Genomic DNA, 25,915 nt, shown 5'->3' with positions numbered 1-25,915 from the left:
CCATGTTTTGCGTCAGGCCGAATTGATTTTGGTCAACATTTACCGCAACAGTGAGGAAAAAGGCAGAATGGTGACTTCTTCTCCCGCATTCACAGGGCCGCGGTCCTGCTCTAGTCGGATAAAGCAGTTGGCACGTTTCAGTGTACTTAACACGGCGGAGCTTTGCGAACCGGCACTGCTGACTTTAAGCTGACTATTGTTGTCCTGCTCAAACCAGCCACGCTGAAAGTCGGCCCGGCCCGGACGCTTTTTCAAATATTCCGCCGCCGTTGCCTGATAAGATTCACTACTGATGTGTTTTTCACCGGAGAGATGCTTCAACACCGGCTGTGTCAGTTGATCCATGGTCACGGCTGCTGCAACCGGGTTGCCGGGTAAACCAAAGAACCAGGTGTCTTTAAGTTTGCCAAAGGCAAAAGGTTTACCCGGCTTCATAGCGACCTTCCAGAATGAAACCGAGCCCAATTGTTCTAAAGCGGTTTTGGTAAAATCGGCGTCACCGACGGAGACACCGCCACTGGTTATCACTGCGTCGCAATTTTGTGTTGCGTCTTGTAATGCCTGGCTTATAGCTTCTAAGTCATCATTCAGCCGGCCAAGGTTAACAGCCTCGACGCCCATTTTCTCCAGCATAGCCAGTAACAAATAACGGTTGCTGTCAAAAATTTGCCCGCTTTTCAGCTTTCCGCCAGGGGCTACTAATTCATCACCGGTTGAGAACACGGCAATTTTCGGTTTACGGTAAACGGCCACTTCTTCAATACCCAGTGATGCCAGCAAGCCAATATCAACCGGACTTAAGCGTGTACCCGTTGCTATCACTTCTTCACCCAAAGCAATATCGCTGCCCCGGCGGCGAATATTATCGCTTTCAGCGACATCCTGTAGCACGGTAATTTCACTTTTATCCTGATTAGCTTCAGTATTTTCCTGAATGATAACGGCGTCTACTGAATCAGGTATGGGGGCGCCGGTCATAATACGAACGCACCCGTTTTCAGGGATAGAGTCGTTATAAGGGTGTCCCGCAGCAGCAACTCCGACAACTTTCAAGCGAGAACCTTTCTTCGCTTCACTGCTGCGGACAGCGTATCCGTCCATGGCCGAATTATCATAACCGGGAACATCCAACGTTGAATTTACCGGCCGGTTCAGGATACGCCCCAGCGCTTCCGATAATTCAACCGTCTCTTTGTCAGTTATGGTTGAAACGGTATTGAGCATGTTCTCTAGTGCCTGCTCAACAGGCATTAGTGACGGGTTACTCATACTTATTCACCTTGTTGATTAACCATCCAGACTGCGGCCTCAACACGAGAGCGCAAGCCCAGCTTTTTCAGTAAGTGTTTAACATGCACCTTAACGGTGCCATCGGATATATCCAGCTCGCGGGCAATGACTTTGTTACTCATGCCTTTAGCAATTAAGCTTAAAATTTCATGCTCGCGGTTGGTTAAAGTGCTCAATTGCGAGGTGGCTGACTGAGTTGGCTGGCGCAAAGCCGTAGCCAGTATTTCGGTGATGGCTTCGCTTAACACCATTTTTCCGGTCACTGCGCGGTGAATTTGTTCTAACAGAAGCTCGGGTTCCATATCTTTTAGCAAGTAACCGTCAGCGCCATTAGTAATAGCTGCCACCACGTCGTCGTCGGCGTCACTAACCGTGAGCATGATAATGCGCGATGTCACCCCGGAATCCCGAAGCTTTTTCAGGGTTTCTATGCCATCCATACCATGCATGTTGAGATCCAGAACAATCAGATCGGGATCGTGCTCAGCAGCTAACTCCAGTGCGTCCGGGCCGTTACTGGCTTCGGCGACAACAGTCATGTCGTCTTCCATGGCAATCAGCTGTTTTAGTCCTTTTCGCAGTAGTGGATGATCGTCCACTAACATAATGCTGGCTGCTTCGGTTGTCATAGTCTTCTCCCTTGTGTACTTAACTCAGTTAGTTTGACATAGCTGGTGTTTAAATTCACCGCACATAGCCAGAACTTACACTTTTGAATAACGTTTTTACCCATAATTAGGTAAAGCATTACCCCATAATAACCCTAAAAGTAACTCTTGATGTGAGTTGTATCTAACCGGCCTTAGTAGCAAAGTCTTTAGTCATAAAATAAAACGAATAACTGCGACGATATGGATAAAGCTTCGGCGACAAATACACTCAGCGACGTGCAGGGAAACCTTGGTTCTCATGCCGTTTTGCGCTGGCTGACGCTCAGTGTATTGTTACTTGGTGTCACCTTTTGGGCAAGCTGGAGTGTTATTGTCGTCCTGCTGGCAAAATCAAATGCCAATTTAACCTCCAGCCAGCTTATGTCATTAGTCGCTATAGCTGGCGCCAGTGGAGCTCTGTCACGACTATTAGGTACTTTGGTTGTTAACCAGCTAGGGCGCTGGATGCCAGCTGTTATTGCAATCATTATGTTGCTGGTCAGTATTGATAGTTTTGTGCAGTTTTCAGATACGAACATTACTTATCCGGTGCTTGCATTATTAGCCGCGCTATCGGGTATTGGTTGTACGATGTTTGCGCCGGCATTTGATTTAACCCGCCAGTCTAAAAGCTCTTTGAATTTAGCTTTGTCTATGAGCGTGGTTATTGGCATGACCATATTCTCTTTATTTCTGGCTCAGTTGGCAGTACCGCTATTGGCAACCTGGCAGCCTGACGGAATGGAATCTTCTTTAGTACTGCAACGCAGTAGCGGGAACTTTTTCGCGCGTGTTGATGCCGGTGAGCCTATTCTCTTAAACAGTTTCAGTTGTGTCTGGGCTGTTTTATTTACTTTTACCGCTATTGTGAGTGTTGGTGCTGCATTATTTGCCCCGAAAAAGCAGTCGTTGCCTAAGGTAACCATACGAAAGCTTCTTACCCAAAATGGTCACGTCTGGTACTGCAGTATTCTCTATAACATGACTTTTGGCAGTTTTATTGGTTTTGCCATGGCGTTGCCATTGTTGCTTGAGTTTGTATTTGGTTACAGCACGTTAATTCTGGTCTGGATGGGACCTTTTGTCGCTTTACTGGCCCGGCCTTTTGGCCGTTGGTTGGCCGGAATTTTTGGTGGTGCTCTGGTAACGCAAATCAGTTTATTGTTAATGATGGTTTTTGGTGCGGTAGCCGGGCGTTATATGTATTTCGCCCAGCACGGTCCAACAGAAATTTATTTTGAACCCTTTTTTATCAGTATGCTGGGTCTGATTTTTACCAGTGCCCTAGGGAATGGCTCGGTAGTGGTGACTATGAGAAAGGTGTTTCCAAGAACTTACACTCATAGGGTATTAATTTGGGCGGGTACCATCGCAATGCTGGGGGCGGTCTATTTGCCACTGCGCTTTGCCTGGGCGCTAAAATCGCAAAGCATCGATACCGTTTACATCGATTTTATTGTGTTCTACGTGATTGGTTTACTGCTGAACGGTTTTATCTACTTGCGCCGGCACGGCCAGTTCTATAACCCGTAGGCAGACGGGTTATTGCAACAGGTAGTCCGGGGTAAAGGAAAAGAGCACTTCTGTACCACCTGCAGCAAGCCGCGACATATTAATTTCACCACCTAAGTTACGGCTGCGCTCCTGCATAATGGCCAGTCCATAATGGTTAACTTTTTCAGCATTTTCCGGTAAACCGACACCGTCATCGGTAATTCTGAGTTCGACATCCTGCCCGCCTGGTTGTGAAAGGCTGATGTGAACCTGAGTTCCCTGACTGTGGTTAACTGCGTTTTGGCTGGCTTCACGAATAATCTGCAGCAAATGAATTTCTTCATGCGGAGCCAGCGGTATGTTATTCAGACGGTAATCCAGGTTAATGGACATATCGCTTTGCTCAGTTAATTGCTTAACCGTTGTTTGCAATGCGTTATAAAGACCAGAGCCGTCTACTTTCAGGCGGAAGGTAGTCAGCAGTTCACGCAGTTGACGATAGGCTGAGTTTAAACCTTCACGAAGTTCGCTACTGACATCATCAATAGTCGCGCGGTCGTTCTTTTCAATGCCTTTGTGCAAACGTGTCACCTGTATTTTGAGGTAGGACAGCGCTTGTGCCAGAGAGTCATGCAGTTCACGGGCAATAACGGTACGTTCGTGCATCAGAGCCAGTCTGCGTACTTGTTCTTCTTCAGACTTGAGGCTTTGTGATAAGGCCAGTTGATCAGCGGTTGAGCTCATCAGTTGTTGCTGCCAGGTAGCCAGCGGCTGGTTTTGCTCGCAACGTACAATGAGTACGCCGTAATTTTGATCTTCTCTTTTTAAAACAAAACGATAAACGAGTTTGTCCTGCATAACCGATGCGCCCGGTCCCGCCTTAATACAGGTAGCACAATCGCCGGCATCACAAGGGTCATGTGAATTCGGGCGAGGTTGTAACTGTAGGAATGGGCGGCTGCCTTCCTCGGTTAAAAGACAAAGTTCTATGTCTTCTACTTCGCCAACTTCATAGAGCTTTTCTACAACTTGCTGATAGTTGTTGTAGTCGTAGCTGTGAACAATGATAGAGCGAGCGGTATCGTACAGAAAGGATAAAACTTTGTTCTTACGCGACAGTTCCTGGGTTTGTTGCTCCACCCGGCGCTCAAGACCACCGTAAAAATAACTGACGGTTTCTGACATTTTATTCATGGTGCGTGAAAGCTGACCAATTTCATCTTCGTTATTGAGCTTAGATTTAGCGGTGAAGTCGCCTTGGCCTAAACGCTTAGAGACCGACAGTAAATGCATGAGCGGCTGATCAATTTTGCGTTTAAGTACAGTCAGCAGGAAGAAAAAGATAGCAACAATGACGAAGGACGCCAGGGCCAGAGCACTGCGGACCGTCTCCATGCGGTGCTCTGAATGTTCCTGCAGTTGACCTACCAGAGTATCCAATTGGTTAACGTAGTTATCGATGGCTTCATTTTGCTCTTGAGAGAAACTGACGAAGCCCTGTTCAGCAATACCCGTTTGAACACGCTCCCACTCCGTCCGGGCTTCCTCGGCCAATTGCTGAATGCTGCCACCAGCCTTAACGAAATGGCGATTAAGCAGAGGCTTTTCCCACAAGGTTCCAATGTCCTGAGCTGTTTGATTTGCCTGCTGGGTTTCACCGTTAGATAACTGAAACGCAAACTTATAGGCTTTCATGCGGTGCGAGCCGGCTACGTTGATAAGCTCAGCATCTTGTTCGGACTTCTCTAAAAGCCAAAATGCCGATAAAGAGGAGGCGCTGGCCACGATCACGATAAGCGCAAGCGAAATTCTAAAGACATTAATAATAGATGCGTTGCGTATCATTCCGGGCCACATTCAGAGTAAAAATTCAGCTACATGATATAGCATTTCCAAAGGGGGAGACAACAACCGATAACTTTGGGCTACCTCTTTTTTACCACCTTTAGGGCTAATTAATAATCACTCTCAATTAGAACGAGAAAACTTCTTAAAAATCAGTCTATGCAAGCTAAACTCATATACCACCTTAGTGGTAGTTTTTAATGTATATCAATGAGTTAGCTAATTTTTTGAACTGGCAAGTCGACTCAGGATCACGCACACTTCTCCCACATATCTATTTAGTTACTGTTAGACGTGGACTGGGAGTCTAATTATGAGTCGTCTGCTTGAAAAACTGCGTTTCTTTAAAACGCAAAAGCAACCATTTTCGGATGGACATGGTGTTACTACCGATGAAGACAGAACGTGGGAAAAAGGGTATCGCCAGCGCTGGCAGCACGATAAAGTCGTGCGTTCAACGCACGGTGTGAACTGTACCGGCTCCTGCAGCTGGAAAATTTACGTTAAAGATGGACTGGTTACCTGGGAAACCCAGCAAACCGATTACCCTCGGACACGTCCTGATTTACCAAACCATGAACCGCGTGGCTGCCCAAGGGGCGCCAGCTATTCCTGGTATATCTACAGCGCAAACCGCCTGAAGTACCCTAAAGTACGCCAGCAGTTAATGACGCTGTGGCGCGAAGCCAAGGAACAGCATAAAGACCCGGTGAAAGCCTGGGAATCAATTGTTACTGATCCTAAAAAAGCGAAAAGTTATAAAGAAGCGCGCGGTATGGGTGGTTTTATCCGTGCAGACTGGAAAGAAGTGAACGAAATTATCGCCGCTTCTAACGTCTACACGGCTAAAGAATATGGGCCGGATCGTATCAGTGGTTTCTCACCCATTCCTGCGATGTCGATGGTGTCATACGCCGCTGGCGCGCGTTACCTGTCCTTAATTGGCGCAAACTGTCTGAGCTTCTATGACTGGTACTGTGACTTGCCGCCATCATCACCGCAGGTTTGGGGTGAGCAAACAGACGTACCGGAGTCAGCCGACTGGTATAACTCCAACTACATCATTGCCTGGGGTTCTAACGTACCGCAAACGCGTACACCAGACGCTCACTTCTTTACCGAAGTGCGTTACAAAGGAACGAAAACCTGCGTTATTACTCCGGATTACTCCGAAGCCTCTAAGTTTGGTGATACCTGGCTAGCGCCACGTCAGGGTACTGACTCGGCTCTGGCTATGGCGTTTGGGCACGTCATTCTGAAAGAATTTTACGTAAACAAACAAAGCCAGTACTTCCACGACTATGTCACTCGTTACACCGATATGCCAATGCTGGTTATGCTGGAGCCGGGTGAAAAAGTTCTGAATCAGGGCCGTTTCTTACGCGCTGCCGATTTGGTGGATAATCTGGGTGAAGAGAATAATCCAGACTGGAAAACCATTGCAATTAATGAAAAAAATAACAGCCTGACCAGCCCGAACGGCTCTATTGGTTATCGCTGGGGACAATCCGGCAAGTGGAATCTGGAACAGAAAGATAAAGATGGCGATGTCGAGCTGCAACTGTCGCTTAAAGATAACAACGACGAAATTGTTGAGGTAGGCTTCCCTTACTTTGGTAGTGCTCCGCACGAATACGAGTACTTCCAGCATACTGAGCACGACGAAATTCAGATTCGCAAAGTTCCGGCTAAGAAAGTCGAATTAGCGAACGGCGAAACGGCTTATGTGGCCACCGTTTTTGACTTAATGCTGGCGCAGTATGGCGTCGATAACGGCGTTAACGATGAAAACCGTGCTAAAGACTACAACGACGATGTGCCTTACACGCCTGCATGGCAGGAACACATTACCGGTGTAAAACCTGCGGATGTGATTCGTGTTGCAACTGAGTTTGGTCGTAATGCCGACAAGACCAAAGGTCGTTCTATGATCATTGTTGGTGCAGGTGTTAACCACTGGTACCACATGGACATGAGTTATCGCGGCATGATCAACATGCTGATGATGTGTGGCTGTATTGGTCAGTCCGGTGGTGGCTGGGCCCACTACGTTGGGCAGGAAAAACTGCGTCCGCAGACTGGCTGGACTCCTTTAGCCTTTGGTCTGGACTGGCAGCGTCCGCCACGTCATATGAATGGTACTTCGTTCTTCTACAACCATTCCGACCAGTGGCGCTACGAAAAGCTGGATATGAGCGAAATTGTCTCGCCATTGGCAAACAAAGATAAATGGCAGAGTACGATTTTGGATTACAACACGCGTGCTGAGCGTATGGGCTGGTTACCGTCCGCACCGCAGTTGGGTCAGAACCCATTGCGCGTTGTTGAAGCTGCTAAAGCTGCCGGTAAGGATGTTAAAGAGTATTTGGTTGAGCAGCTAAAAAGCGGTGATATTCGCTTTGCCTGTGAGCAGCCGGATGACCCTAAAAACTTCCCACGCAATATGTTCATCTGGCGTTCGAACCTGCTGGGTTCCTCAGGTAAAGGTCACGAATACATGCTGAAGCACCTGTTGGGTACTAAGCATGGCCTGCTAGGTAAAGATCTGGGCGACTTTGGCGGTAAAAAACCAGAAGACGTGGAATGGGTTGATGAGGCGCCGGAAGGCAAGATTGACCTGCTGACCACACTGGATTTCCGTATGTCGACAACTTGTCTGTATTCAGACATCGTTTTGCCGACCGCTACCTGGTATGAAAAAGACGATATGAATACCTCGGATATGCATCCGTTTATTCACCCGTTAACCGCTGCCGTTGACCCGGTTTGGGAAGCGCGCAGTGACTGGGATATCTTCAAAGGTATAGCGAAAGAGTTCTCCCGTGCAAGTGAAGGGCACCTAGGTGTTGAACAAGACGTGGTTACCGTACCACTGCAGCACGACTCCCCCGGAGAGCTGGCACAGCCATACGGTGGTAAAGCCTGGTGGAAAGGCGAGTGTGAAGCCATTCCGGGCAAGACTATGCCGAACATTACCGTGGTTGAGCGTGACTACCCGAATACCTACAACCGTTTCACTTCGCTTGGTCCACTAATGGATGAGCTGGGCAACGGCGGTAAGGGTATTAACTGGGATACCAAGGAAGAAGTTGAATTCCTCGGTAAGTTAAACCGCAAGCACGTTGAAGAAGGCATTAACAAAGGGCGTCCTAAGATTGAGTCGGCTATTGACGCCTGTGAGGTTATTTTGTCACTGGCACCAGAAACTAACGGTCATGTTGCCGTTAAAGCCTGGGCTGCGCTGGGTAAGCTCACCGGTCGCGAGCATACCCATTTGGCGAAGCCTAAAGAGGAAGAAAAGATCCGCTTCCGCGATATCGTTGCGCAACCGCGTAAGATCATTTCTTCGCCAACCTGGTCAGGTCTGGAAGATGAGCACGTTTCTTACAACGCAGGTTATACCAACGTACATGAGCTGATTCCATGGCGCACCATTACCGGTCGTCAGCAGTTCTATCAGGACCACGAGTGGATGCGTGACTTTGGTGAAACCTTATGTGCCTATAAGCCGCCAATTAACCTGAAGACGGTTGCGCCGGTACTGAACAAACGTCAGAACGGCAACAAAGAGATTGTACTGAACTGGATCACACCGCACCAGAAGTGGGGTATCCATAGTACCTACTCCGACAACCTGTTAATGCAGACCCTGTCGCGTGGCGGACCTATTGTCTGGCTTAGCGAAGTTGACGCAAAAGCGGCCGGCATTGAAGACAACGACTGGCTGGACATTTTCAACGTCAACGGTGCGATTTGTGCGCGTGCGGTAGTGTCACAGCGAGTACCGGAAGGTATGAGCATGATGTATCACGCTCAAGAACGTATTTTGAACATGCCGGGCTCTGAGTTAACCGGTACCCGTGGTGGTATCCATAACTCAGTAACGCGTGTGGTTATGAAGCCGACTCATATGATCGGCGGCTACGCACAACAAGCCTATGGCTTTAACTATTACGGGACAGTTGGCTGTAACCGCGATGAATTCGTGGTGGTCCGCAAGATGGACAAAGTCGACTTCCTGGACACTGAATAATTCGGAGTGGGGACAACACGATGAAAGTAAGAGCTCAAATTGGCATGGTGCTGAATTTGGACAAGTGTATCGGCTGTCATACTTGCTCCATCACCTGCAAAAACGTATGGACCTCGCGTGAAGGGGTTGAATATGCCTGGTTTAACAACGTAGAAACCAAGCCAGGCATTGGTTTCCCGAAAGAATGGGAAAACCAGGACAAATGGAACGGCGGTTGGTCGCGCAATAAAAAGGGCAACCTGGAACTAAAAATTGGTAGTAAGCGCCGCGTGCTTGCCAATATTTTTGGTAACCCGGATTTGCCTGAAATTGACGACTACTACGAGCCGTTCGACTTTGATTACCAGCACTTGCATACGGCGAAGCCGAGCAAGCACCAACCAACTGCGCGTCCACGCTCACTGATTACCGGTAAGCGGATGCAGAAAGTTGAGTGGGGTCCGAACTGGGAAGAAATTTTGGGTACGGAATTCGAAAAACGTAAGAAAGACAAGAACTTCGACGACGTGGTGCAAAAAGACATGTACGGTCAGTTTGAAAAGACCTTCATGATGTATTTGCCACGTTTGTGTGAACACTGTCTGAACCCGGCCTGTGTGGCGGCTTGCCCTTCCGGCGCTATTTATAAGCGTGAAGAAGACGGTATTGTTCTGATTGACCAGGATAAATGTCGCGGCTGGCGTATGTGTGTATCGGGTTGCCCGTACAAGAAAATTTACTACAACTGGAAGACTGGTAAATCTGAAAAATGTACGTTCTGCTATCCGCGCATTGAAGCCGGTCAGCCAACCACATGTTCAGAAACTTGTGTCGGTCGTATCCGTTACTTAGGTGTGTTGCTTTATGATGCGGACCGCATTGAAGAAGCGGCAAACACACCAAATGAGCAAGACCTGTACGAAGAGCAGTTGGGTATTTTCTTAGACCCGCATGACCCTGAAGTTCAGGAAGCGGCTCGTAAAGAGGGTATTGCTGAAAACTGGATCACGGCTGCACAGCGCTCACCGGTTTACATGATGGCAATGCAGTGGAAAGTAGCACTGCCACTGCACCCTGAGTACCGTACGCTGCCAATGGTTTGGTATGTGCCGCCGCTGTCGCCAATTCAAAGCGCGGTAGAAGCAGGCCATGTCGGCATGGACGGTGAAATTCCAGACTTGAAGTCGCTGCGTATTCCGCTGCGTTATCTGGCTAACCTGCTTACTGCCGGTGACGAGAAACCCATCGTTCGCGCACTGGAACGAATGATAGCCATGCGCTCTTACAAACGTTCAGAGCACGTAGACGGCGTTGAAGACTTAGCGGTTCTGGAGCAGGTTGGCCTGACCAAGAACCAGGTAGAAGAAATGTACCGTTATATGGCGTTGGCGGATTATGAAGACCGCTTCGTTATTCCGACCAGCCATCGCGCTTATGCCGAAAATGCTTATGACATTAAAGGCGGCTGTGGCTTTACCTTTGGTAATGGCTGTAGCGACGGGAACAACGGTGTGAATCTGTTCGGCGCTAAGAAAGAGTCGGTTCGTCAAGTCATTCCTGTAACCATGAAGGAGTAATCAGCATGCAGGTATTACAAGTTATTTCGTTATTGCTGGATTACCCCAAACCCGAGCTTGTAGAAGCTCGGGCGGAGTTAGAGCAAATGATTCAGCAGTCGCCTTTAAGTGCTGACGATAAAGCAGCGCTGGAGGCCTTTATTGAGCACCGCACCAGTATGTCGTTGATGGACTGGCAGTCGGAGTACGATGGGCTGTTTGAGCGTGGCCGCGCTCTGTCGCTACTGTTGTTCGAGCACGTACATGGAGAGTCGCGTGACCGCGGGCAGGCGATGGTTGATTTGATGAACCAGTACAAAACGGCCGGCCTGGATTTAGGTGTGAAAGAATTGCCGGATTACATTCCGTTGTATCTGGAATTCTTGTCCACCCAGGGCGATGAAAATGCTCGCCTTGGCTTGGAAGAAGTTGCGCATATTCTGGCACTGCTTACGGCAAGGCTTGAACAGCGCGGTAGTAACTACTCGCTTTTATTCCAGACACTATTAAGCATCTCTGGTGTGCAAATCGACCTTGACGATGTTCGTCAGCAAATTGCCAACGAGAAGCGGGATGACACCAGCAAAGAGCTGGATAAAGTTTGGGAAGAAGAAGCAGTTACCTTTGCCGGGAATGACCAGATGCAGGGCTGCCCAACAGCGCAAAACCGGCCATCGGAAGGGCAACGCCGGGATCAGTACGTGCCATTGAACACCGACGATTTATCACAGCCGCGTAAAGTGTCGGGTATTTAAGGAGATTACCATGAGCTATCTAAATATGTTGGCCTTCGGCGTATACCCTTTTATTGCCTTGGCTGTTTTTTTCATCGGGGCCTGGATCCGTTATGACCGTGAGCCATACACCTGGAAAACGGCGTCCAGCCAAATGCTGGAAAGCAAGCAACTGCGCAAAGGCAGCTTACCGTTCCATGTTGGTATTCTGGGGATTTTCTTCGGCCATTTGGTGGGGCTACTAACCCCAAAGCCAGTTTGGCACATCCTGGGTGTTAGCAATGAAGCGAAACAGTGGCTGGCGATTATTGCCGGCGGTATTTTCGGCTTAATTTGTTTATATGGGCTGGCTATTCTCATTAACCGCCGCATGAACAACGTTCGTGTGCGGGCTACCAGCACCAGAATGGACATACTATTGCTGTGGCTATTGTTAGCACAATTAGTTTTAGGGTTAATTTCAATTTATTACTCTGTGAACCATGTGGTGCATGGCGCAGAAGGGGAGAAAGCGGGCGTTATGCTGATGCTTATGACCTGGGCGCAGAACATTGTGACACTTGACCCGGTAGAAGCAGTAGCGGCTATCAGCAACCCTCAAATTGAGTGGGTATTTAAACTGCATGTATTCCTCGGAATGACCATTTTCTTAGTCTTTCCGTTTACTCGGCTCGTGCATATGTTCAGTGCGCCTGTTCAGTATCTTACTCGTCAGCATCAGGTTGTCCGTAAAAAATTCGCTCGCTAGTTGTAGAGTTATCGAGAGGGGTAACCCTCTCAGGGAAGGTTGTTATGATACAAGTGAATCAAGTGGAAATTGCGGAAAAGGAGATACTGGCTGAAATGCAGTATCACCCCGCTGACACGCAGGAAGAAGCCATGAGTATGGCAGCGGAAGCACTGGTAATCGGTGAGCTGTTCAAACAAAGGGCAAAAGATTTAGACATTGAGGTACTGGATGACACCGCGCAGGGCGGCGAAGATGACTTCATTGAAATTCTGATCGAACGTGAAGTAGCTCGCCCAAAAGCGGACGAGCAGGCTTGCAAACAGTACTTTGAGCAAAACCCGGAGCGCTTTAAAACGTCGCCGATTGTTGAGGCTCGCCATATTCTGTTAGCGGCAGCGCCGGATGATGATCTTGAGCGGGTGAATGCAAAGCGTATGTCGGAGCAGCTTATTCAGCAGTTGCAGGAAGGCGACGACTTTAGTCAGCTTGCACGCCAGTATTCCTCGTGCCCGTCAAAGGAGACCGACGGAAACCTGGGGCAGTTGAGCAAGGGGCAAACCGTTCCTGAGTTTGAACGCCAGTTGTTCACCGCTGAAGAAGGGTTAATGAAATACCCGGTAGAAACTCGTTACGGGTTTCATGTGGTGTCTGTTGACCATAAAATTGATGGTAAGCCGTTACCGTACGAGGCGGTTAAAGACAAAATTGCGGAATATCTGGAAGAGAAAGTGCACCGTAAAGCGGTTTCTCAATACATACAGGCATTGGCGAATGAAGCTGATATCAAAGGTTTCGATTTTGTTGATACCGGTTCACCGTTACTGCAGTAAGCGGCTCTATTTCTGCTAGGATAGGCACCCAAAGGGGTGCCTTTTTTATTTTGGAGTTAAATTATGGAATCTGCCTTCTGGCATGAGCGTTGGGAAAATCAGCAAATTGGTTTTCATCAGCCACACACACATGAACTATTGCTGAAGTATTTTTCTGGTGTGGTAAAGCCCGGTGCAAAGGTATTTGTGCCTTTGTGCGGCAAATCAAAAGATATGCTGTGGCTGCTGGAAAAAGGCTACCGTGTTTTTGGGGTAGAGCTGAGTGAGCTGGCGGCCAGACAGTTTTTCGAAGAGAACCAATTAAAACCCCAAATAACCCAGCGTGGCGACTTTAAAGAGTATGCTCTGGATGAGCTGGTTATATGGGTTGGCGATTTCTTTAAGCTGGTTAAAAGTGACCTGGCCGATATTGATGCCTGGTACGATCGCGCCGCCATGATTGCGCTACCACCTGAAATGCGTCAACGCTACGTTCAACAGCTATGCGAGCAATTACCCGAGCAGGCAAAAGGTTTACTGATTACGTTGCAGTATCCGAATGGCTACCGTGAAGGGCCGCCGTTTTCGGTATTGGAAGGGGAAGTCGAAGTGGGTTATGGTCAGCGTTTTAGCATTGATCAACTGGAGTCAGCTGAAACCACGGTTAACGGGAAAGAAGCGGACGACAACCCGGTTACCGAGCAAGTGTATAAGCTGGATTAGCCCATTAATTTATTGCGCCGTAAAATCTTTTCGGTACGGCGTGCCAGCTTTTCCATAAAAACTAAGTCGGCCAGGGTCGGGTCAGCGAGTTCATTATCCAGGTCGGCCTGCCACTGACTGACTTCCGCATCCAGCATTTCCATCATTTTCTTAGAACAGCCACGACAAATACCCTGGCACATATCCGCTTCTTTTAAGCCAAAAGGAATGTGTTCGCGAATAGCGTCCAGTAACTGATACATCGCGGTTTTGGTATCGGGTTTGCGGCTCATACATCCTCCGATTAACTCGTCCAAAAAGAAAAACCAGGCTTCCACAAAGTTGTAGAAGCCTGGTTTATTAAGGGTTAAGCAGATTTATGCTTTAAGCCTTTTATGACTTGCCAGCTGATGCCTAGCGCACCGACGATGAAGACCATATCGCCGACGGTACGGAACCAACGTAGGTTCTGTAGTAGTGGTTGTTGCATGAAGGCTTCGCTTCGTGCGTACCATAAACCTTCAGTCGCAGCGGCGTAGAACTGGATGAAACCGACTGGCAGCAAGCTGGTGAAGAGCATTAGCACTAAGCCGATGTTCATTGTCCAGAAGGCCATTTTCATCAGTTTCTCGTCGAACTGCAGGTTCGGACGAATGTAGCGCAGTATCAGCAATACAAAGCCCAGTGCCAGGAATCCGTACACACCGAATAGTGCTGCGTGTGCGTGAGTCGGCGTGGTGTTCAGACCTTGTACATAGTACAGCGAGATAGGCGGATTGATCATGAAGCCTAATACGCCGGCGCCTAACATGTTCCAGAATGCAACGGCTACGAAGCAAAGCAGTGGCCATTTAAGGCGTTGCATCCAGTCTGCACGTTTCTGCAGGCTGTAGTTTTCCCAGGCTTCATAGCCCAGCACAATCAGCGGAACCACTTCTAGTGCAGAGAAGGTTGCACCTACCGCCATAACCGGTGTGGTTGTACCTGAGAAGTACAAGTGGTGGAAAGTACCTGGTACACCACCGAGCATGAACAATGACGCTGAAGCCAGTGCAGCAACGGTTGCCATGCGACGAGACACAAGGCCCATGCTATGGAAGATGAAGGCCAGAGAGGCAGTGGCAAATACTTCGAAGAAGCCTTCTACCCACAGGTGAACAATCCACCAGCGCCAGTATTCCATGATAGAAATGTGAGTACGCTCGCCGTAGAAGAAGCCGGCACCGTAGAACAGGCCAATGGCAACGACTGAGGCGGTGAAGAGTGCCAGTAAGTTCTTGTCGCCTTTGACTTTGAATGCACCCCACACACAGCGCATCATCAGTACTAACCAGAAGACGATACCCAGGAACTTACCAATTTGCCATAAGCGACCTAAATCGACGTACTCATAGCCCTGGTGGCCTAACCAGAAGTTCAGGTGTTCAGGCATGATTTGCGCAATGGCTAACCAGTTACCGATAAAGGTACCCGCGACAACCAGGACCAGTGCCCAGAACAGGATGTCGACACCCAGTTTCTGATACTTCGGATCTTTACCACCGTTAATAATCGGGGCAAGGAAGAGTCCTGCAGACAAGAACCCGGTCGCTATCCAGAACATGGCGGCCTGAATATGCCAGGTACGAGTTAGTGAGTAGGGGAACCACTCTGAAATATTAATACCGTAGAACTCTTGTCCTTCTACTGTGTAGTGCGCGGTAAGACCACCCATTAACACCTGGAAAGTGAACAGAGCAACAACGATAAACAAATATTTGCCCAAAGCTTTTTGCGATGGCGTTAGCTTGACCTTAGCAATAGGGTCATGCTCTGGCGCAACCAGCTCCTCTTCTTCTTTGTCGCGTAAGAATGCCCACGCCCAAATTAAGAAACCAATACCGGCGATCAATAGGATAACGCTGACAATAGACCAGATAATGTTTTCTGCGCTCGGCACGTTATCTATCAATGTTTCATGTGGCCAGTTGTTGGTATAGGTGATGTCTGCATCTGGACGTTCAGTAGCAGCTGCCCATGCGGTCCAGAAGAAAAAGTCGTTCATTACTGCACGACGCTCAGCTGAAGGCAGAGTGTTTTCCTTCATTGCATAGCTTACGCGAGTAGGGCGAAGCTCCGGGTCATCGCTGAACAGTTTTGAGTAGTACTCACCAGTTTGCTCAATAGCCTGAATGCGTCGCTCACTAAGAGTAACGGTGTCTGAGGCTTTATCGTAGGTGTTGGTGCGATACTCTTCCTTAAGTTCGTACTCAAGTTGGTTCTGTTGTACACCAGTAAGCTGTTCATAAGGCTTATCGAAGACTTCGTGGGCACGAATGTCTAACCAGGCCAGCAACTCACGGTGTAGCCAGTCAGCTGTCCAGTCCGGAGCCTGGTAAGCACCATGTCCCCAAATTGAGCCAAGCTGCATGCCGCCAACCGACTGCCAGGCTGTCTGCCCGTCTAAAACCGATTCCTCGGTTGCAACGACGTTACCATTGGTACTCATGAACTTATCCGGAATAGGCGGAGCCTCCCGGTAAACTTCCGTTCCAAAATACCCTAAAACGCCAAAGGTAATTGCAAGAACTGCAATTAATGTCCACCAAAGCTTACGATACCCGGCCATTATTGACCTCCTTGATGCTGAACAGCTTCATGTTGTTACTCCATAGGTTTATGAACAGAGAATTCTTATTAATTCACTATGCGTTTACCTAATTGCAATATTGAGGCCACTTTTTAAAGTCTTGATTATTATAGTTTTTATTTTAAATAGGGTTTTTATGACTGAGTTTTATTAGGTTGTTTTAACTGACGTGGTTAAAAGTACCCTAAAGGTCATTTCTACCCTAAAAGAGGTATCTCTTCAGGCGGGTTGGCAGCTTTATTCCTTTCTGCTTAAACCTTGAGCAGGATCAATGCATTCGCATCAGACTCTCCTATGCTAGAAACACAATATGTAGTGTTAAATTTAAAATAACTAACGATATATGGTGTTTTATGCCGGTTTACCCCACAAGACTGCATTACAGCGCGGAACAGATTGTCTGGCAGGAAGTTCCGGGAGAAGTGGCGTTAGCTTACACCATTACCGGCTGCCCGGTTGGGTGCAAAGGTTGCCATAGTGTGGATAGCTGGCCGGTCGGAAGTGGGGAGCCGCTGACGGAGGAGCACCTTCAGCAGCAGTGGCAAAAATATCGCGGATTAATTAGCTGCGTTTTATTTTTGGGGGGCGAGTGGCAGCCAACGGCACTACTGAAACTATTAAAGCAAATAAAAAATGAAGGGCTGGAGACTTGTCTGTATACCGGCTATGAAAACGTCTCACTAGCGCTTCGTGAACAACTGACTTATCTAAAAACCGGACCGTGGATAGCTGCCCGGGGCGGCTTGGAAAGTCCAACGACCAACCAACGATTCTATGACTTACGGACACAGCAGTTATTGAACTGCGAGTTTCAAACAGGAGAATAATTATGTTGCGCTTAAACGAAGAACAAGTCACTGGCAAAGTCGATTTCATCCACGAGTATTTACATGCTCAAAATGCAGCCGATGGTTCAAAAATGGATGCAAACGCCAACGTCACACAAAAGAACATAGCAACACTTGAAGCCGAGTTAATGAAAGACTTTTTTGTGCAGGTTAACCGCAAACAGGTCAGCAATAAAATCAGTGAACTTTTTGGTAATGACCTGGCAAAAGAGTACGTTCGCCAAATTGAGGACCATGAAATTTACGTGCATGACGAAACCAGCCTGAAGCCTTACTGTGTTTCAGTCACTATGTACCCGTTTTTACGTGACGGCTTAACTAAGCTGGGCGGCGAATCTCAGGCGCCTAAACATCTAGAGTCGTTCTGCGGCACGTTCGTTAACTTTGTTTTTGCCGTAAGTTCCCAGTTTGCCGGAGCGGTCGCTACGGTCGAGTTCTTAACCTACTTCGACTACTTTGCCCGTAAAGACTACGGCGACAATTACTTAAACACTCATCGGCACCAAATTGAAAACCACTTGCAGCACGTGGTTTATGCACTGAATCAGCCAGCGGCGGCCCGCGGCTACCAAAGTGTGTTCTGGAATATCTCTATTTACGACCAGCATTACTTTGACAGTATGTTTGGTGAGTTTGTTTTCCCTGCAGACTTCACTAAGCCGGAATGGAGCTCGGTGAGTGCGCTGCAGGACTTCTTCCTGGACTGGTTTAATAAGGAGCGGGAAAAGACGATTCTGACCTTCCCTGTGGTGACGGTTGCTATGTTAACCGACGACGGTCAGTGCAAAGATCAGTCATTTGCAGAGAAAATCGCCGGCGAAATGGCTAATGGTAACTCTTTCTTTGTTTACTTATCTGACAATGCCGATTCGTTAGCGTCATGTTGCCGACTACGAAGCGAAATTAGCGACAATACCTTTTCTTATACCTTAGGTGCCGGAGGTGTTGCGACAGGCTCGATTAATGTCATAACCATGAACATGAACCGCTTGGTTCAGGATGGCAGAGATTTAGACGAAGAAGTCAGCAAAATTCACAAATATCAGGTGGCTTACAGAAAGCTGATGGAAGAATATAAAGAAGCGGGTCTGTTAACCGTTTATGACGCCGGCTTTATTACTCTGGACAAGCAGTTCCTGACTATAGGCATTAACGGCATGGTTGAAGCGGCTGAGTCGCAGGGGATTACCGCAGGTAACAACCAGGCTTATAAAGACTTTGTACAGAACCATTTAAAAGTGATTTACGACGCTAATAAAGCGGCGAAAAAAGAATACGGCTATATGTTCAATACCGAGTTCGTGCCAGCAGAAAACCTGGGTGTGAAAAACGCTAAGTGGGACAGAGCTGACGGCTACAAAGTGAGCCGTGACTGCTACAACTCCTATTTTTATGCCGTAGAAGACGACGACGCCAATGCATTGGATAAGCTTGTTCTTCATGGAAAAGAGTTGATTGAATACCTGGATGGTGGGTCGGCCTTACATTTAAACCTTGACGAAAAATTGAATACATCCGGTTATTTGTCGTTACTGAATATTGCCGCAAAAACGGGCTGTAACTACTTCTGCATTAACGTCAAAATTACCATTTGTAATGCCTGCGAACAGATTGATAAACGCACCTTAAGCGAATGTTCCAGCTGTGGCTCTGCAGACATAGACTACGGTACACGGGTTATTGGCTACCTGAAACGTGTATCGGCATTTAGCGCTGGTCGACGCAAAGAGCATCATTTGCGTCATTATCACCGTAAACAGCCGTCAGAGGTTGCTGTTGGCGCAGCGCAAGCCAATATTGGGCTGCGAAAAGCCAGCTAAAATCTGAAAACTACCCATAAAGAGGGAGCCCGCCTCCCTCTTTTTTCATGCCTTAAAATTGCGCTTTTATGGTATTCTCCGCGCGCACTTCCGGAAATTCAGGTGAAGCCATGGAAATCAATAGTTATCAAGACTTTATAAAAGCAGCAAAACAACAACACGAACCTCAGCGTTTGCTGTTTGTGTTAGCAAAAGCGCAACTCCCCGAGCAACCGACAGACAGTCAGAAGCAGCAATTCGAAACACAGGAAGGCGGCACATTAGAGCCGGTACTTTGTGTCGATAAACTGCCCGAAGAAGTCGAAGACTTTTCTGCGTTGGTTGAAGAGTCTAAACGCACCGACATTGACTGGGATATTGCGTTTATCAGCGCAATGGACGGCCGCGGCGGTCATCCCATTTCAAGCGACGAAGCCAGCCAGCCACTGGAAATGATGGTGCAGCAAATTCAGGCCGGCATGATCAAACATTTTTTAACCATTAACCGACAAGGAGAGTTGGTGCAGTTACTGTAGAGGTACGCTGCGCCCTATGTGGCCATGACAAAATTTCTGATTACCGTTATTACCCTGTTTTTTTCGGTATCGGCACTGGCGGCAGAGCTCGCCATCTCTCCTTTTGATTTAACCCAGTCTACTGTTGGCTACACCGCCATTATCATCTTTGTTCTCGCCTACATTTTGGTGATGGGCGAAGAAAAGCTCCATATGCGTAAGTCAAAACCGGTATTGGTTGCCGCCGGCCTCATCTGGATCTTAATTGGCTGGGTGTATACCGGTGATCAGGCCGCTATGGCTGAGTCTGCTTTTCGCCATAACCTGCTTGAGTTTGCGGAATTGATGCTTTTCCTGTTGGTGGCCATGACCTATATAAACGCCATGGAAGAGCGCCGTTTGTTCGATGCACTGCGAGCCTGGTTACTGAAAAAAGGCTTTAGTTATAAGCAGCTGTTCTGGATAACCGGCTTACTGGCCTTCTTTATTTCTCCGGTGGCGGATAACTTAACGACAGCCTTACTGATGTGTGCCGTGGTCATGAAAGTTGCCCAGGACGATAAGAAATTTGTCGCCTTATGTTGTGTCAGTATTGTGGTTGCGGCCAACGCGGGTGGCGCCTTCAGCCCCTTTGGGGACATCACTACGCTAATGGTCTGGCAGGCCGGGCAGGTCACTTTTACCGAGTTTCTTCGTTTGTTCTTGCCATCGGTTGCTAACTATTTAGTACCGGCAATTGTGATGAGCTTTTTCATTGAAAATAAAAAGCCGACAACACTGCACACCGAGGTGGAACTAAAACGTGGTGCGCTGCGAATTACCGCCTTATTCTTACTGACTGTAGCTACAGCGGTAACTTGTCATATTGTACTGCATCTGCCGCCTGTGCTGGGCATGATGATGGGTTTAGGTTATCTACAATTCTTCGGTTACTTCTTACGTATGACACTACCAGGCTCTCTAGCTCGTAAACGAGCGATGGCAGAGCGCGTAGGCGACCAAAAACGGCTGGAGCAATTAGGTGGTGTGGTGCCTTTTGATGTATTCAGCCGGGTTTCGCGAGCGGAGTGGGACACTCTGTTGTTCTTCTACGGAATCGTTTTATGCGTTGGCGGTCTTGGCTTTATGGGGTATCTGAGCCTGCTTTCTGAAACGCTTTACGGCGGTATGAGTGCGACAATGGCGAATACCATTCTGGGTGTCGTTTCGGCGGTCATTGACAACATTCCGGTCATGTTTGCTGTACTGTCGATGGAACCCGATATGTCACATGGTCAGTGGTTGCTCATTACCCTAACCGCAGGTACTGGTGGTAGCTTACTCTCCATTGGGTCAGCAGCCGGTGTCGCTTTAATGGGGCAGGCCAGAGGGTACTACACCTTTGCCTCCCACCTGAAGTGGACCCCGGTCATAGCACTAGGCTACATAGCGAGCATATTGCTTCACTTATGGCTTAATGAAGCAACGTTCCATATTTAGTTAGTGGGAAGGGAAAAGCTCTCTCAGGGCAGGGTATCTGTTCTCAGAGAGACGCCGTAAACCCATCCCTGGGGGCTTGAGTGTCGCCATCCTTGGCGCCACACACTCTCTGAGAACAGATACCCTACCCGTCGACGCTTTTCCCCGCTCTTTTGATTTAAACGTATACAGGCCAGCCCACCTATGGCCGCTAAACCACTTTGGAGTAGCGGTTCTGGCCGTGGTCCAGGTATTCGTCGAAACAAGCGCAAATGCTGCGAACCCAGAGGCGACCTAATTCTGTGACGCGGAGTTTTTTGTCGGACACGTCGACTAAACCGTCTTCAATAAACGGTTTTAACAGCGGTATGGCTTCGGCGAAATGTGCCCAGAAGTCATCGATATTCCACTCGGCTTTAAAGGCCTCAATATCCAGCTCAAAGTGGCAGATAACCTGAGAAATTAGAGCGGCGCGAATTTTATCCTCGTCCGTTAATGCCATGCCTTTGATAATGGGTTTTTGTCCGTTATCTATCATTTTGTAGTAAGCCGGTAGCTCTTTTTCGTGTTGCCAGAGCACACCGTTTACCTGGCTAATGGATGATACGCCCAGGCCCAGTAATGCATCCTGCCCGTCGGTCGTATAGCCCTGGAAGTTACGTTGCAAACGACCTTCGCGCTGAGCAATTGCCAGACCGTCGTCTTTCTTCGCAAAGTGGTCCATGCCAATAAACTGATAACCGGCCTCGCTAAGCTGAGTAATGGCTTGTTCCAGCAGGCTTAACTTAACCGAAGGTTGTGGAATGGACTCTTCTGGTATCTTCTTCTGCCCGGCAAAGCGTTCAGGCAAATGCGCATAGCTGAATACCGAAATACGGTCAGGGTCCATTTCAATCACTTGCTCAATCGACTTCCTAAAGGTTTCCGGACGTTGGTAGGGTAGTCCGTAAATTAAGTCCAGGTTAATAGAGTCAAAGCCCAGCTCTTTACTCAGCTTCAGCTGATGAGCGATTAAATCGACATCCTGTACACGGTTAATGGCAATCTGAACTTTTTTGTCAAAGTCTTGTACGCCGTAGCTGACACGGTTGAAGCCTAATTCACGCAAATGGCGAAGTTTCTCATCACTGCAACTGCGTGGGTCAATTTCAATACTGACTTCCGGGTTACTGGCAAAAGTAAAGTTCTCGTGAACCAAGTCCATTAACCGGGTCAATTGCTGTTCGGTCAAAAAGGTTGGGGTACCGCCGCCTAAATGAATTTGACGGATCTTCTTGTCCTTTACCATGGGCTGGTACATCGCCATTTCTTTGGCCAGGTAATCCAGATATTTATCGGCTTTGTGCTGATGGCGGGTGATCACCTTATTGCAACCACAGTAGTAGCAAAGCTTATGGCAAAACGGTAAGTGCAAATACAAACAGAGTCCGTCACCTGCATTTTTTAGTGCGGCTTCAATGCGGTTTTCTGAAAATTGTTCGGAAAGCATCAACGCCGTGGGATAAGACGTATAACGAGGTCCATTAATGTTGTATTTTTCGATTAATTCTTTATCCCAGGTAACTGTACTCATAACCACCTCTTGACCTCGGTCAAAACTTATTTAATTAACTTATCTGTATTGTTTCACCTTTTTCTTTATAAATAAAATCGCTAAAGCGGTCGCCTATTAAAAATAAGGCCTTGGGAAGCTTTTGATTTACCTCAATAGTGTCTAAGAAGTTTTTTAAATGTAACCCTAATTCGGTATTGCCTTTTACCATTAACTTTCGGTTGAAAAATAAAGTGTCAGGATCAACCTTGCCATAAATCAATAAAAGCAGCGCGTCACCATCTGCTGAAAGCTGAACGTCGGCCTTGACGGTGCTCTTAAGGGCCTTTAGCTGGTTCCCTTTTAAGGTTAAAAAGAGTGATAAATCAATATCTTTTACTTTTATCTCAACAACTCTCTCAGAAATAAAGTCAAGATCGCCCGATATTATTTCTTCTTTAAATAAACGACTTAATAATTGTTCAGATCCAAAGTTAATAATGCTCTCTGGTATTAATTTATTTATTGGTTGAATTATTTTAGGTATAGAAGATACCCAGTTAGTGGTATTCATTTTTTGCTCCATAGATAACAACAAAATAAAAGACTTGGGCACTATAATAAATAAACAAATAAGGCGCTACAAAATAGTGAAATAGAGGTTTCAGATGGAATTGTTATGTCCGGCCGGAAGTATCCCTGCGTTAAAAGCGGCTATAGAAAATGGTGCCGATGCGGTTTATGTGGGGCTAAAAGACGAAACCAATGCGCGTCATTTTGCAGGTTTGAATTTAAACCAGATGAAGTTATCAGAAGCAGCTGACTACGTGCATAAGCACGGCCGCAAACTACATGTTGCTATTAATACCTTTGCTCATGCCTGCAGTTGGGAAAAATGGCGGCAAGCGGTTGATGATGCCGTACTGGCCGGTGCGGATGTGCTGATTATTGCCGACTTAGCGGTTTTGGCTTATGCGGCGGAGAGGTACCCGAGAGTTGAGAGGCACTTATCGGTGCAGGCTTCTGCAACCAACGCAGGCGCCATTCGATTTTACCAGCAGTTTGGTGTTTCCAGGGTCGTTTTACCCCGGGTTCTGTCTATGCAGCAGGTACGGGCGCTGGCGCGCACAACCGACGTTGAGCTGGAGGTGTTTGCCTTCGGTAGTCTCTGCATTATGGCGGAAGGGCGCTGCTACTTAAGTTCTTACCTGACCGGTGAATCACCTAATACCGCAGGAGCCTGCTCGCCCGCCGCTTTTGTGGAATGGGATGAACAGGACAACAAACTGGAATCTCGACTTAACGGTGTGCTCATTGATCGTTTTGATGAAAACGAAAAGGCCGGTTACCCCACTTTATGTAAGGGACGCTTTTCGGTCGATGACGAAATTTACAACGTGCTGGAAGAGCCTACCAGCCTGAACACCTTGAGCCTGTTGCCGCAACTTTATAAAGAAGGCATTGCCTCTTTAAAAATTGAAGGGCGACAGCGCAGTCCGGCTTATGTATCACAAATTACCAGAGTGTGGCGCCAGGCTATCGACACGGTTATGGCCGACCCCGACAACTTTGAAGTGGCAGATAACTGGAACTCAGTTCTGTCCTCACTTTCTGAGGGCAGTCAAACGACGCTCGGCGCGTATCACCGGAAATGGAAGTAACCCACATGAAGTTTTCTTTAGGGCCCAACCTGTATTTTTGGCCTAAACAGCAGGTTTTTGATTTTTATCAGCAAGCCGCCGAGTCGGATGTCGAACATGTATATCTTGGTGAAACGGTCTGTAGTAAGCGACGTGAGTTGAAGCTGGATGACTACCTGGCGATAGCGCACATGTTAAGAGAAGCAGGTAAGAAAGTAACGCTGTCGACAATGACCTTACTAGAGGCACCGGCTGAATTAAGAGAGCTGGGTAAGTATTGTGACAATGGTGAATTTGATGTTGAAGCTAATGATGTCAGCGCCATTGGTATATTGCAGGAACAGGGGCTTAACTTTACCGCCGGGCCGGCTATTAATATTTATAATCATCAGAGCCTGCGCCGCTTAATTGATATGGGCATGACCCGTTGGGTTGCGCCTTTTGAACTCTCGCGTGACTGGCTGCAGGATATTTTGCAGCAAAACCTGATTAACACCGTGAGAGACTGTTTTGAGGTGGAGGTGTTTTCTTTCGGTCATATGCCACTGGCCTGGTCTGGACGCTGCTTTACGGCGCGGTCAGAAAACCGCCCGAAGGATCAGTGCGAACTGTGTTGCATAAAGTATCCGGAAGGCCGCGAAGTTAAAAGCCAGGAAGGCCAGCAGGTATTTGTACTTAATGGCATTCAGACGCAGTCAGGCACCCGTTATAACCTGATAAATCAGCTACCCAGTATGAAAGGTCTGGTTGATATTGTACGCATAAGCCCGCAGCCGGAAGGGACTTTTGACTGGCTACAGCGTTTCCGTAACAATGTCGATGGTGAGCAACCCGTAAAATTAAATAGTAAAGAAAGTAACGGCTATTGGTTACAGCTTGCGGGTTTGGCAACGGCGTAACGGAACAAAGCATTTATAGCGAAAAGGATAACTATGTCAGAGAAAATAGCTCGAATTGGTGTACTAACCGTTAGTGACAGGGCTAGTGCCGGAGTGTATGAAGACATTTCCGGGCAGGCGATAAAAGATACACTAAAAGACTACCTAACCTCTGAATGGCAGGCGGAGTACCGGGTTATTGCCGATGAACAGCCTCTTATCGAGTCCACCATTAAAGAGTTAGTGGATAAAGAAGGCTGTTGTCTGGTAGTAACTACCGGAGGAACAGGGCCGGCCAAACGCGATGTCACACCTGAAGCGACAGAGGCCGTTTGCGACCGGATGATGCCGGGTTTCGGTGAATTAATGCGACAGGAGTCTTTAAAGTACGTTCCTACCGCCATTTTGTCGCGGCAAACAGCAGGGCTCAGAGGCTCGTCATTGATTATTAACTTACCGGGTAAACCTAAGGCCATTCGGCAATGTCTGGACGCTGTATTTCCGGCCGTGCCGTATTGCATTGATCTTATGGATGGGCCTTACCTTGAGTGCGATGAATCGGTCATTAAGCCCTTTCGTCCCAAAAGTAAGTAGTTACTTCTGCTGCCGGAGCCGCAACAGGCTTCGGCACAACCCCGTAAAAGTTATTCCCCAAACTATCAGTGCAATGTAAAAGAAGGCTGAAGGCCATTGCTGCTGGTGGGCAGCAATGGCGATGATTCCTGTTGCCATCACCAGCCCAAAGTAGGCTGGTGACAGCTCTTTTGCTTTACTCATTAGACTCATAGTTTTCAT

The 25,915-nt window shown here is 47.9% G+C and carries 22 protein-coding genes; 14 read left to right on the top strand and 8 right to left on the bottom strand.

Going from position 1 to position 25,915, the window contains the following annotated elements; genetic code table 11:
- Positions 1-39: 39 nt before the first annotated feature.
- On the bottom strand, positions 40-1,269 hold the full coding sequence (gene moeA / locus ACP7FG_RS05220) for a molybdopterin molybdotransferase MoeA (protein ID WP_278358597.1): 1,230 nt from the start codon (positions 1,267-1,269) through the stop codon (positions 40-42).
- Between the two features lie 2 nt (positions 1,270-1,271).
- Positions 1,272-1,919, bottom strand: a complete 648-nt coding sequence (narL, locus tag ACP7FG_RS05215) for a two-component system response regulator NarL (protein ID WP_054488662.1) — start codon at positions 1,917-1,919, stop codon at positions 1,272-1,274.
- A 222-nt stretch (positions 1,920-2,141) separates the two neighbouring features.
- Here narL and ACP7FG_RS05210 point away from each other — a divergent pair, with 222 nt between their 5' ends.
- Positions 2,142-3,473 carry an MFS transporter gene (locus ACP7FG_RS05210; protein WP_439225749.1) on the top strand — a complete coding sequence of 444 codons (1,332 nt, stop codon included), beginning with the start codon at positions 2,142-2,144 and terminating at the stop codon, positions 3,471-3,473.
- 9 nt (positions 3,474-3,482) lie between these two features.
- Here the strand turns inward: ACP7FG_RS05210 and ACP7FG_RS05205 are convergent, their stop codons facing one another.
- Complete coding sequence (locus ACP7FG_RS05205; RefSeq protein ID WP_439225748.1) at positions 3,483-5,279, bottom strand: ATP-binding protein; 1,797 nt, start codon at positions 5,277-5,279, stop codon at positions 3,483-3,485.
- A 313-nt stretch (positions 5,280-5,592) separates the two neighbouring features.
- Between ACP7FG_RS05205 and ACP7FG_RS05200 the strand changes: the two genes are divergently transcribed.
- The 6 genes from ACP7FG_RS05200 (at position 5,593) to tmpT (ending at position 13,843) form a co-directional block, all read left to right on the top strand.
- Positions 5,593-9,312, top strand: coding sequence for a nitrate reductase subunit alpha (locus ACP7FG_RS05200; protein ID WP_054488656.1), 3,720 nt, complete (start codon positions 5,593-5,595; stop codon positions 9,310-9,312).
- Between the two features lie 20 nt (positions 9,313-9,332).
- Positions 9,333-10,868, top strand: coding sequence for a nitrate reductase subunit beta (gene narH, locus ACP7FG_RS05195; RefSeq protein ID WP_439225747.1), 1,536 nt, complete (start codon positions 9,333-9,335; stop codon positions 10,866-10,868).
- A 5-nt stretch (positions 10,869-10,873) separates the two neighbouring features.
- Positions 10,874-11,602: a nitrate reductase molybdenum cofactor assembly chaperone gene (gene narJ, locus ACP7FG_RS05190; protein WP_199494018.1), complete on the top strand. Its 729-nt coding sequence runs from the start codon at positions 10,874-10,876 to the stop codon at positions 11,600-11,602.
- Positions 11,603-11,612: 10 nt separating this feature from the next.
- Positions 11,613-12,329, top strand: coding sequence for a respiratory nitrate reductase subunit gamma (gene narI, locus ACP7FG_RS05185; protein ID WP_439225746.1), 717 nt, complete (start codon positions 11,613-11,615; stop codon positions 12,327-12,329).
- A gap of 44 nt (positions 12,330-12,373) precedes the next feature.
- Positions 12,374-13,141 carry a peptidylprolyl isomerase gene (locus tag ACP7FG_RS05180; protein ID WP_439225745.1) on the top strand — a complete coding sequence of 256 codons (768 nt, stop codon included), beginning with the start codon at positions 12,374-12,376 and terminating at the stop codon, positions 13,139-13,141.
- Between the two features lie 63 nt (positions 13,142-13,204).
- A complete protein-coding gene (gene tmpT / locus ACP7FG_RS05175) occupies positions 13,205-13,843 on the top strand; it encodes a thiopurine S-methyltransferase (protein WP_439225744.1) in 639 nt (212 codons plus the stop codon).
- On the opposite strand, the gene ACP7FG_RS05170 is transcribed toward tmpT, so the two are convergent.
- Complete coding sequence (locus ACP7FG_RS05170; protein ID WP_439225743.1) at positions 13,840-14,115, bottom strand: hypothetical protein; 276 nt, start codon at positions 14,113-14,115, stop codon at positions 13,840-13,842. The two genes, tmpT and ACP7FG_RS05170, sit on opposite strands and share 4 nt — an antisense overlap.
- A gap of 74 nt (positions 14,116-14,189) precedes the next feature.
- On the bottom strand, positions 14,190-16,430 hold the full coding sequence (locus tag ACP7FG_RS05165) for a nitric-oxide reductase large subunit (RefSeq protein WP_439225742.1): 2,241 nt from the start codon (positions 16,428-16,430) through the stop codon (positions 14,190-14,192).
- Between the two features lie 374 nt (positions 16,431-16,804).
- Between ACP7FG_RS05165 and nrdG the strand changes: the two genes are divergently transcribed.
- The 4 genes from nrdG (at position 16,805) to nhaD (ending at position 21,092) form a co-directional block, all read left to right on the top strand.
- The gene (nrdG, locus tag ACP7FG_RS05160; protein ID WP_439225741.1) at positions 16,805-17,278 is read left to right on the top strand and encodes an anaerobic ribonucleoside-triphosphate reductase activating protein; all 474 of its coding nucleotides are present in this window, start codon (positions 16,805-16,807) and stop codon (positions 17,276-17,278) included.
- 2 nt (positions 17,279-17,280) lie between these two features.
- Positions 17,281-19,119: an anaerobic ribonucleoside-triphosphate reductase gene (gene nrdD, locus ACP7FG_RS05155; protein ID WP_439225740.1), complete on the top strand. Its 1,839-nt coding sequence runs from the start codon at positions 17,281-17,283 to the stop codon at positions 19,117-19,119.
- Positions 19,120-19,229: 110 nt separating this feature from the next.
- The gene (locus ACP7FG_RS05150) at positions 19,230-19,634 is read left to right on the top strand and encodes a hypothetical protein (RefSeq protein ID WP_054488633.1); all 405 of its coding nucleotides are present in this window, start codon (positions 19,230-19,232) and stop codon (positions 19,632-19,634) included.
- A gap of 24 nt (positions 19,635-19,658) precedes the next feature.
- Positions 19,659-21,092: a sodium:proton antiporter NhaD gene (gene nhaD, locus ACP7FG_RS05145; RefSeq protein WP_439225739.1), complete on the top strand. Its 1,434-nt coding sequence runs from the start codon at positions 19,659-19,661 to the stop codon at positions 21,090-21,092.
- A 190-nt stretch (positions 21,093-21,282) separates the two neighbouring features.
- Here the strand turns inward: nhaD and hemN are convergent, their stop codons facing one another.
- Positions 21,283-22,644 (bottom strand): oxygen-independent coproporphyrinogen III oxidase, encoded by a 1,362-nt coding sequence (hemN, locus tag ACP7FG_RS05140; RefSeq protein WP_054488629.1) that lies wholly within the window; start codon positions 22,642-22,644, stop codon positions 21,283-21,285.
- A gap of 34 nt (positions 22,645-22,678) precedes the next feature.
- Positions 22,679-23,176 carry a ubiquinone anaerobic biosynthesis accessory factor UbiT gene (ubiT, locus tag ACP7FG_RS05135; protein ID WP_439225738.1) on the bottom strand — a complete coding sequence of 166 codons (498 nt, stop codon included), beginning with the start codon at positions 23,174-23,176 and terminating at the stop codon, positions 22,679-22,681.
- 94 nt (positions 23,177-23,270) lie between these two features.
- On the opposite strand from ubiT, the gene ubiU reads away from it, so the two are divergent.
- The 3 genes from ubiU to mog are packed head-to-tail and all read left to right on the top strand — an operon-like array spanning position 23,271 to position 25,714.
- A complete protein-coding gene (gene ubiU, locus ACP7FG_RS05130) occupies positions 23,271-24,263 on the top strand; it encodes a ubiquinone anaerobic biosynthesis protein UbiU (protein ID WP_278358602.1) in 993 nt (330 codons plus the stop codon).
- A gap of 5 nt (positions 24,264-24,268) precedes the next feature.
- Positions 24,269-25,141, top strand: coding sequence for a U32 family peptidase (locus ACP7FG_RS05125; protein ID WP_439225737.1), 873 nt, complete (start codon positions 24,269-24,271; stop codon positions 25,139-25,141).
- A 33-nt stretch (positions 25,142-25,174) separates the two neighbouring features.
- Positions 25,175-25,714: a molybdopterin adenylyltransferase gene (gene mog, locus ACP7FG_RS05120; RefSeq protein ID WP_271332116.1), complete on the top strand. Its 540-nt coding sequence runs from the start codon at positions 25,175-25,177 to the stop codon at positions 25,712-25,714.
- On the opposite strand, the gene ACP7FG_RS05115 is transcribed toward mog, so the two are convergent.
- Positions 25,715-25,906 carry a hypothetical protein gene (locus ACP7FG_RS05115; protein ID WP_439225736.1) on the bottom strand — a complete coding sequence of 64 codons (192 nt, stop codon included), beginning with the start codon at positions 25,904-25,906 and terminating at the stop codon, positions 25,715-25,717. It abuts the gene before it with no gap.
- Positions 25,907-25,915: the final 9 nt, after the last annotated feature.

Origin of the sequence: Idiomarina sp. ST10R2A5, from assembly GCF_051842325.1 — a bacterium.
GTDB lineage: Bacteria > Pseudomonadota > Gammaproteobacteria > Enterobacterales > Alteromonadaceae > Idiomarina > Idiomarina abyssalis.
The sequence above is the reverse complement of the archived record's forward strand: the minus strand, read 5'-3'. Positions and strand labels throughout refer to the sequence as shown.

Excerpts from the sequence above, each read along its gene's own strand:
- ACP7FG_RS05165 (WP_439225742.1), bottom strand. The coding sequence starts at position 16,430 with ATGGCCGGGTATCGTAAGCTTTGGTGGACATTAATTGCAGTTCTTGCA.
- ACP7FG_RS05170 (WP_439225743.1), bottom strand. The coding sequence starts at position 14,115 with ATGAGCCGCAAACCCGATACCAAAACCGCGATGTATCAGTTACTGGAC.
- narI (WP_439225746.1), top strand. The coding sequence starts at position 11,613 with ATGAGCTATCTAAATATGTTGGCCTTCGGCGTATACCCTTTTATTGCC.
- ACP7FG_RS05125 (WP_439225737.1), top strand. The coding sequence starts at position 24,269 with ATGAAGTTTTCTTTAGGGCCCAACCTGTATTTTTGGCCTAAACAGCAG.
- ubiU (WP_278358602.1), top strand. The coding sequence starts at position 23,271 with ATGGAATTGTTATGTCCGGCCGGAAGTATCCCTGCGTTAAAAGCGGCT.
- moeA (WP_278358597.1), bottom strand. The coding sequence starts at position 1,269 with ATGAGTAACCCGTCACTAATGCCTGTTGAGCAGGCACTAGAGAACATG.
- mog (WP_271332116.1), top strand. The coding sequence starts at position 25,175 with ATGTCAGAGAAAATAGCTCGAATTGGTGTACTAACCGTTAGTGACAGG.
- ACP7FG_RS05115 (WP_439225736.1), bottom strand. The coding sequence starts at position 25,906 with ATGAGTCTAATGAGTAAAGCAAAAGAGCTGTCACCAGCCTACTTTGGG.
- ACP7FG_RS05180 (WP_439225745.1), top strand. The coding sequence starts at position 12,374 with ATGATACAAGTGAATCAAGTGGAAATTGCGGAAAAGGAGATACTGGCT.
- hemN (WP_054488629.1), bottom strand. The coding sequence starts at position 22,644 with ATGAGTACAGTTACCTGGGATAAAGAATTAATCGAAAAATACAACATT.
- ubiT (WP_439225738.1), bottom strand. The coding sequence starts at position 23,176 with ATGAATACCACTAACTGGGTATCTTCTATACCTAAAATAATTCAACCA.
- ACP7FG_RS05150 (WP_054488633.1), top strand. The coding sequence starts at position 19,230 with ATGGAAATCAATAGTTATCAAGACTTTATAAAAGCAGCAAAACAACAA.
- narJ (WP_199494018.1), top strand. The coding sequence starts at position 10,874 with ATGCAGGTATTACAAGTTATTTCGTTATTGCTGGATTACCCCAAACCC.
- narL (WP_054488662.1), bottom strand. The coding sequence starts at position 1,919 with ATGACAACCGAAGCAGCCAGCATTATGTTAGTGGACGATCATCCACTA.
- ACP7FG_RS05210 (WP_439225749.1), top strand. The coding sequence starts at position 2,142 with ATGGATAAAGCTTCGGCGACAAATACACTCAGCGACGTGCAGGGAAAC.
- ACP7FG_RS05205 (WP_439225748.1), bottom strand. The coding sequence starts at position 5,279 with ATGATACGCAACGCATCTATTATTAATGTCTTTAGAATTTCGCTTGCG.
- nrdG (WP_439225741.1), top strand. The coding sequence starts at position 16,805 with ATGCCGGTTTACCCCACAAGACTGCATTACAGCGCGGAACAGATTGTC.
- nhaD (WP_439225739.1), top strand. The coding sequence starts at position 19,659 with ATGACAAAATTTCTGATTACCGTTATTACCCTGTTTTTTTCGGTATCG.
- ACP7FG_RS05200 (WP_054488656.1), top strand. The coding sequence starts at position 5,593 with ATGAGTCGTCTGCTTGAAAAACTGCGTTTCTTTAAAACGCAAAAGCAA.
- tmpT (WP_439225744.1), top strand. The coding sequence starts at position 13,205 with ATGGAATCTGCCTTCTGGCATGAGCGTTGGGAAAATCAGCAAATTGGT.
- nrdD (WP_439225740.1), top strand. The coding sequence starts at position 17,281 with ATGTTGCGCTTAAACGAAGAACAAGTCACTGGCAAAGTCGATTTCATC.
- narH (WP_439225747.1), top strand. The coding sequence starts at position 9,333 with ATGAAAGTAAGAGCTCAAATTGGCATGGTGCTGAATTTGGACAAGTGT.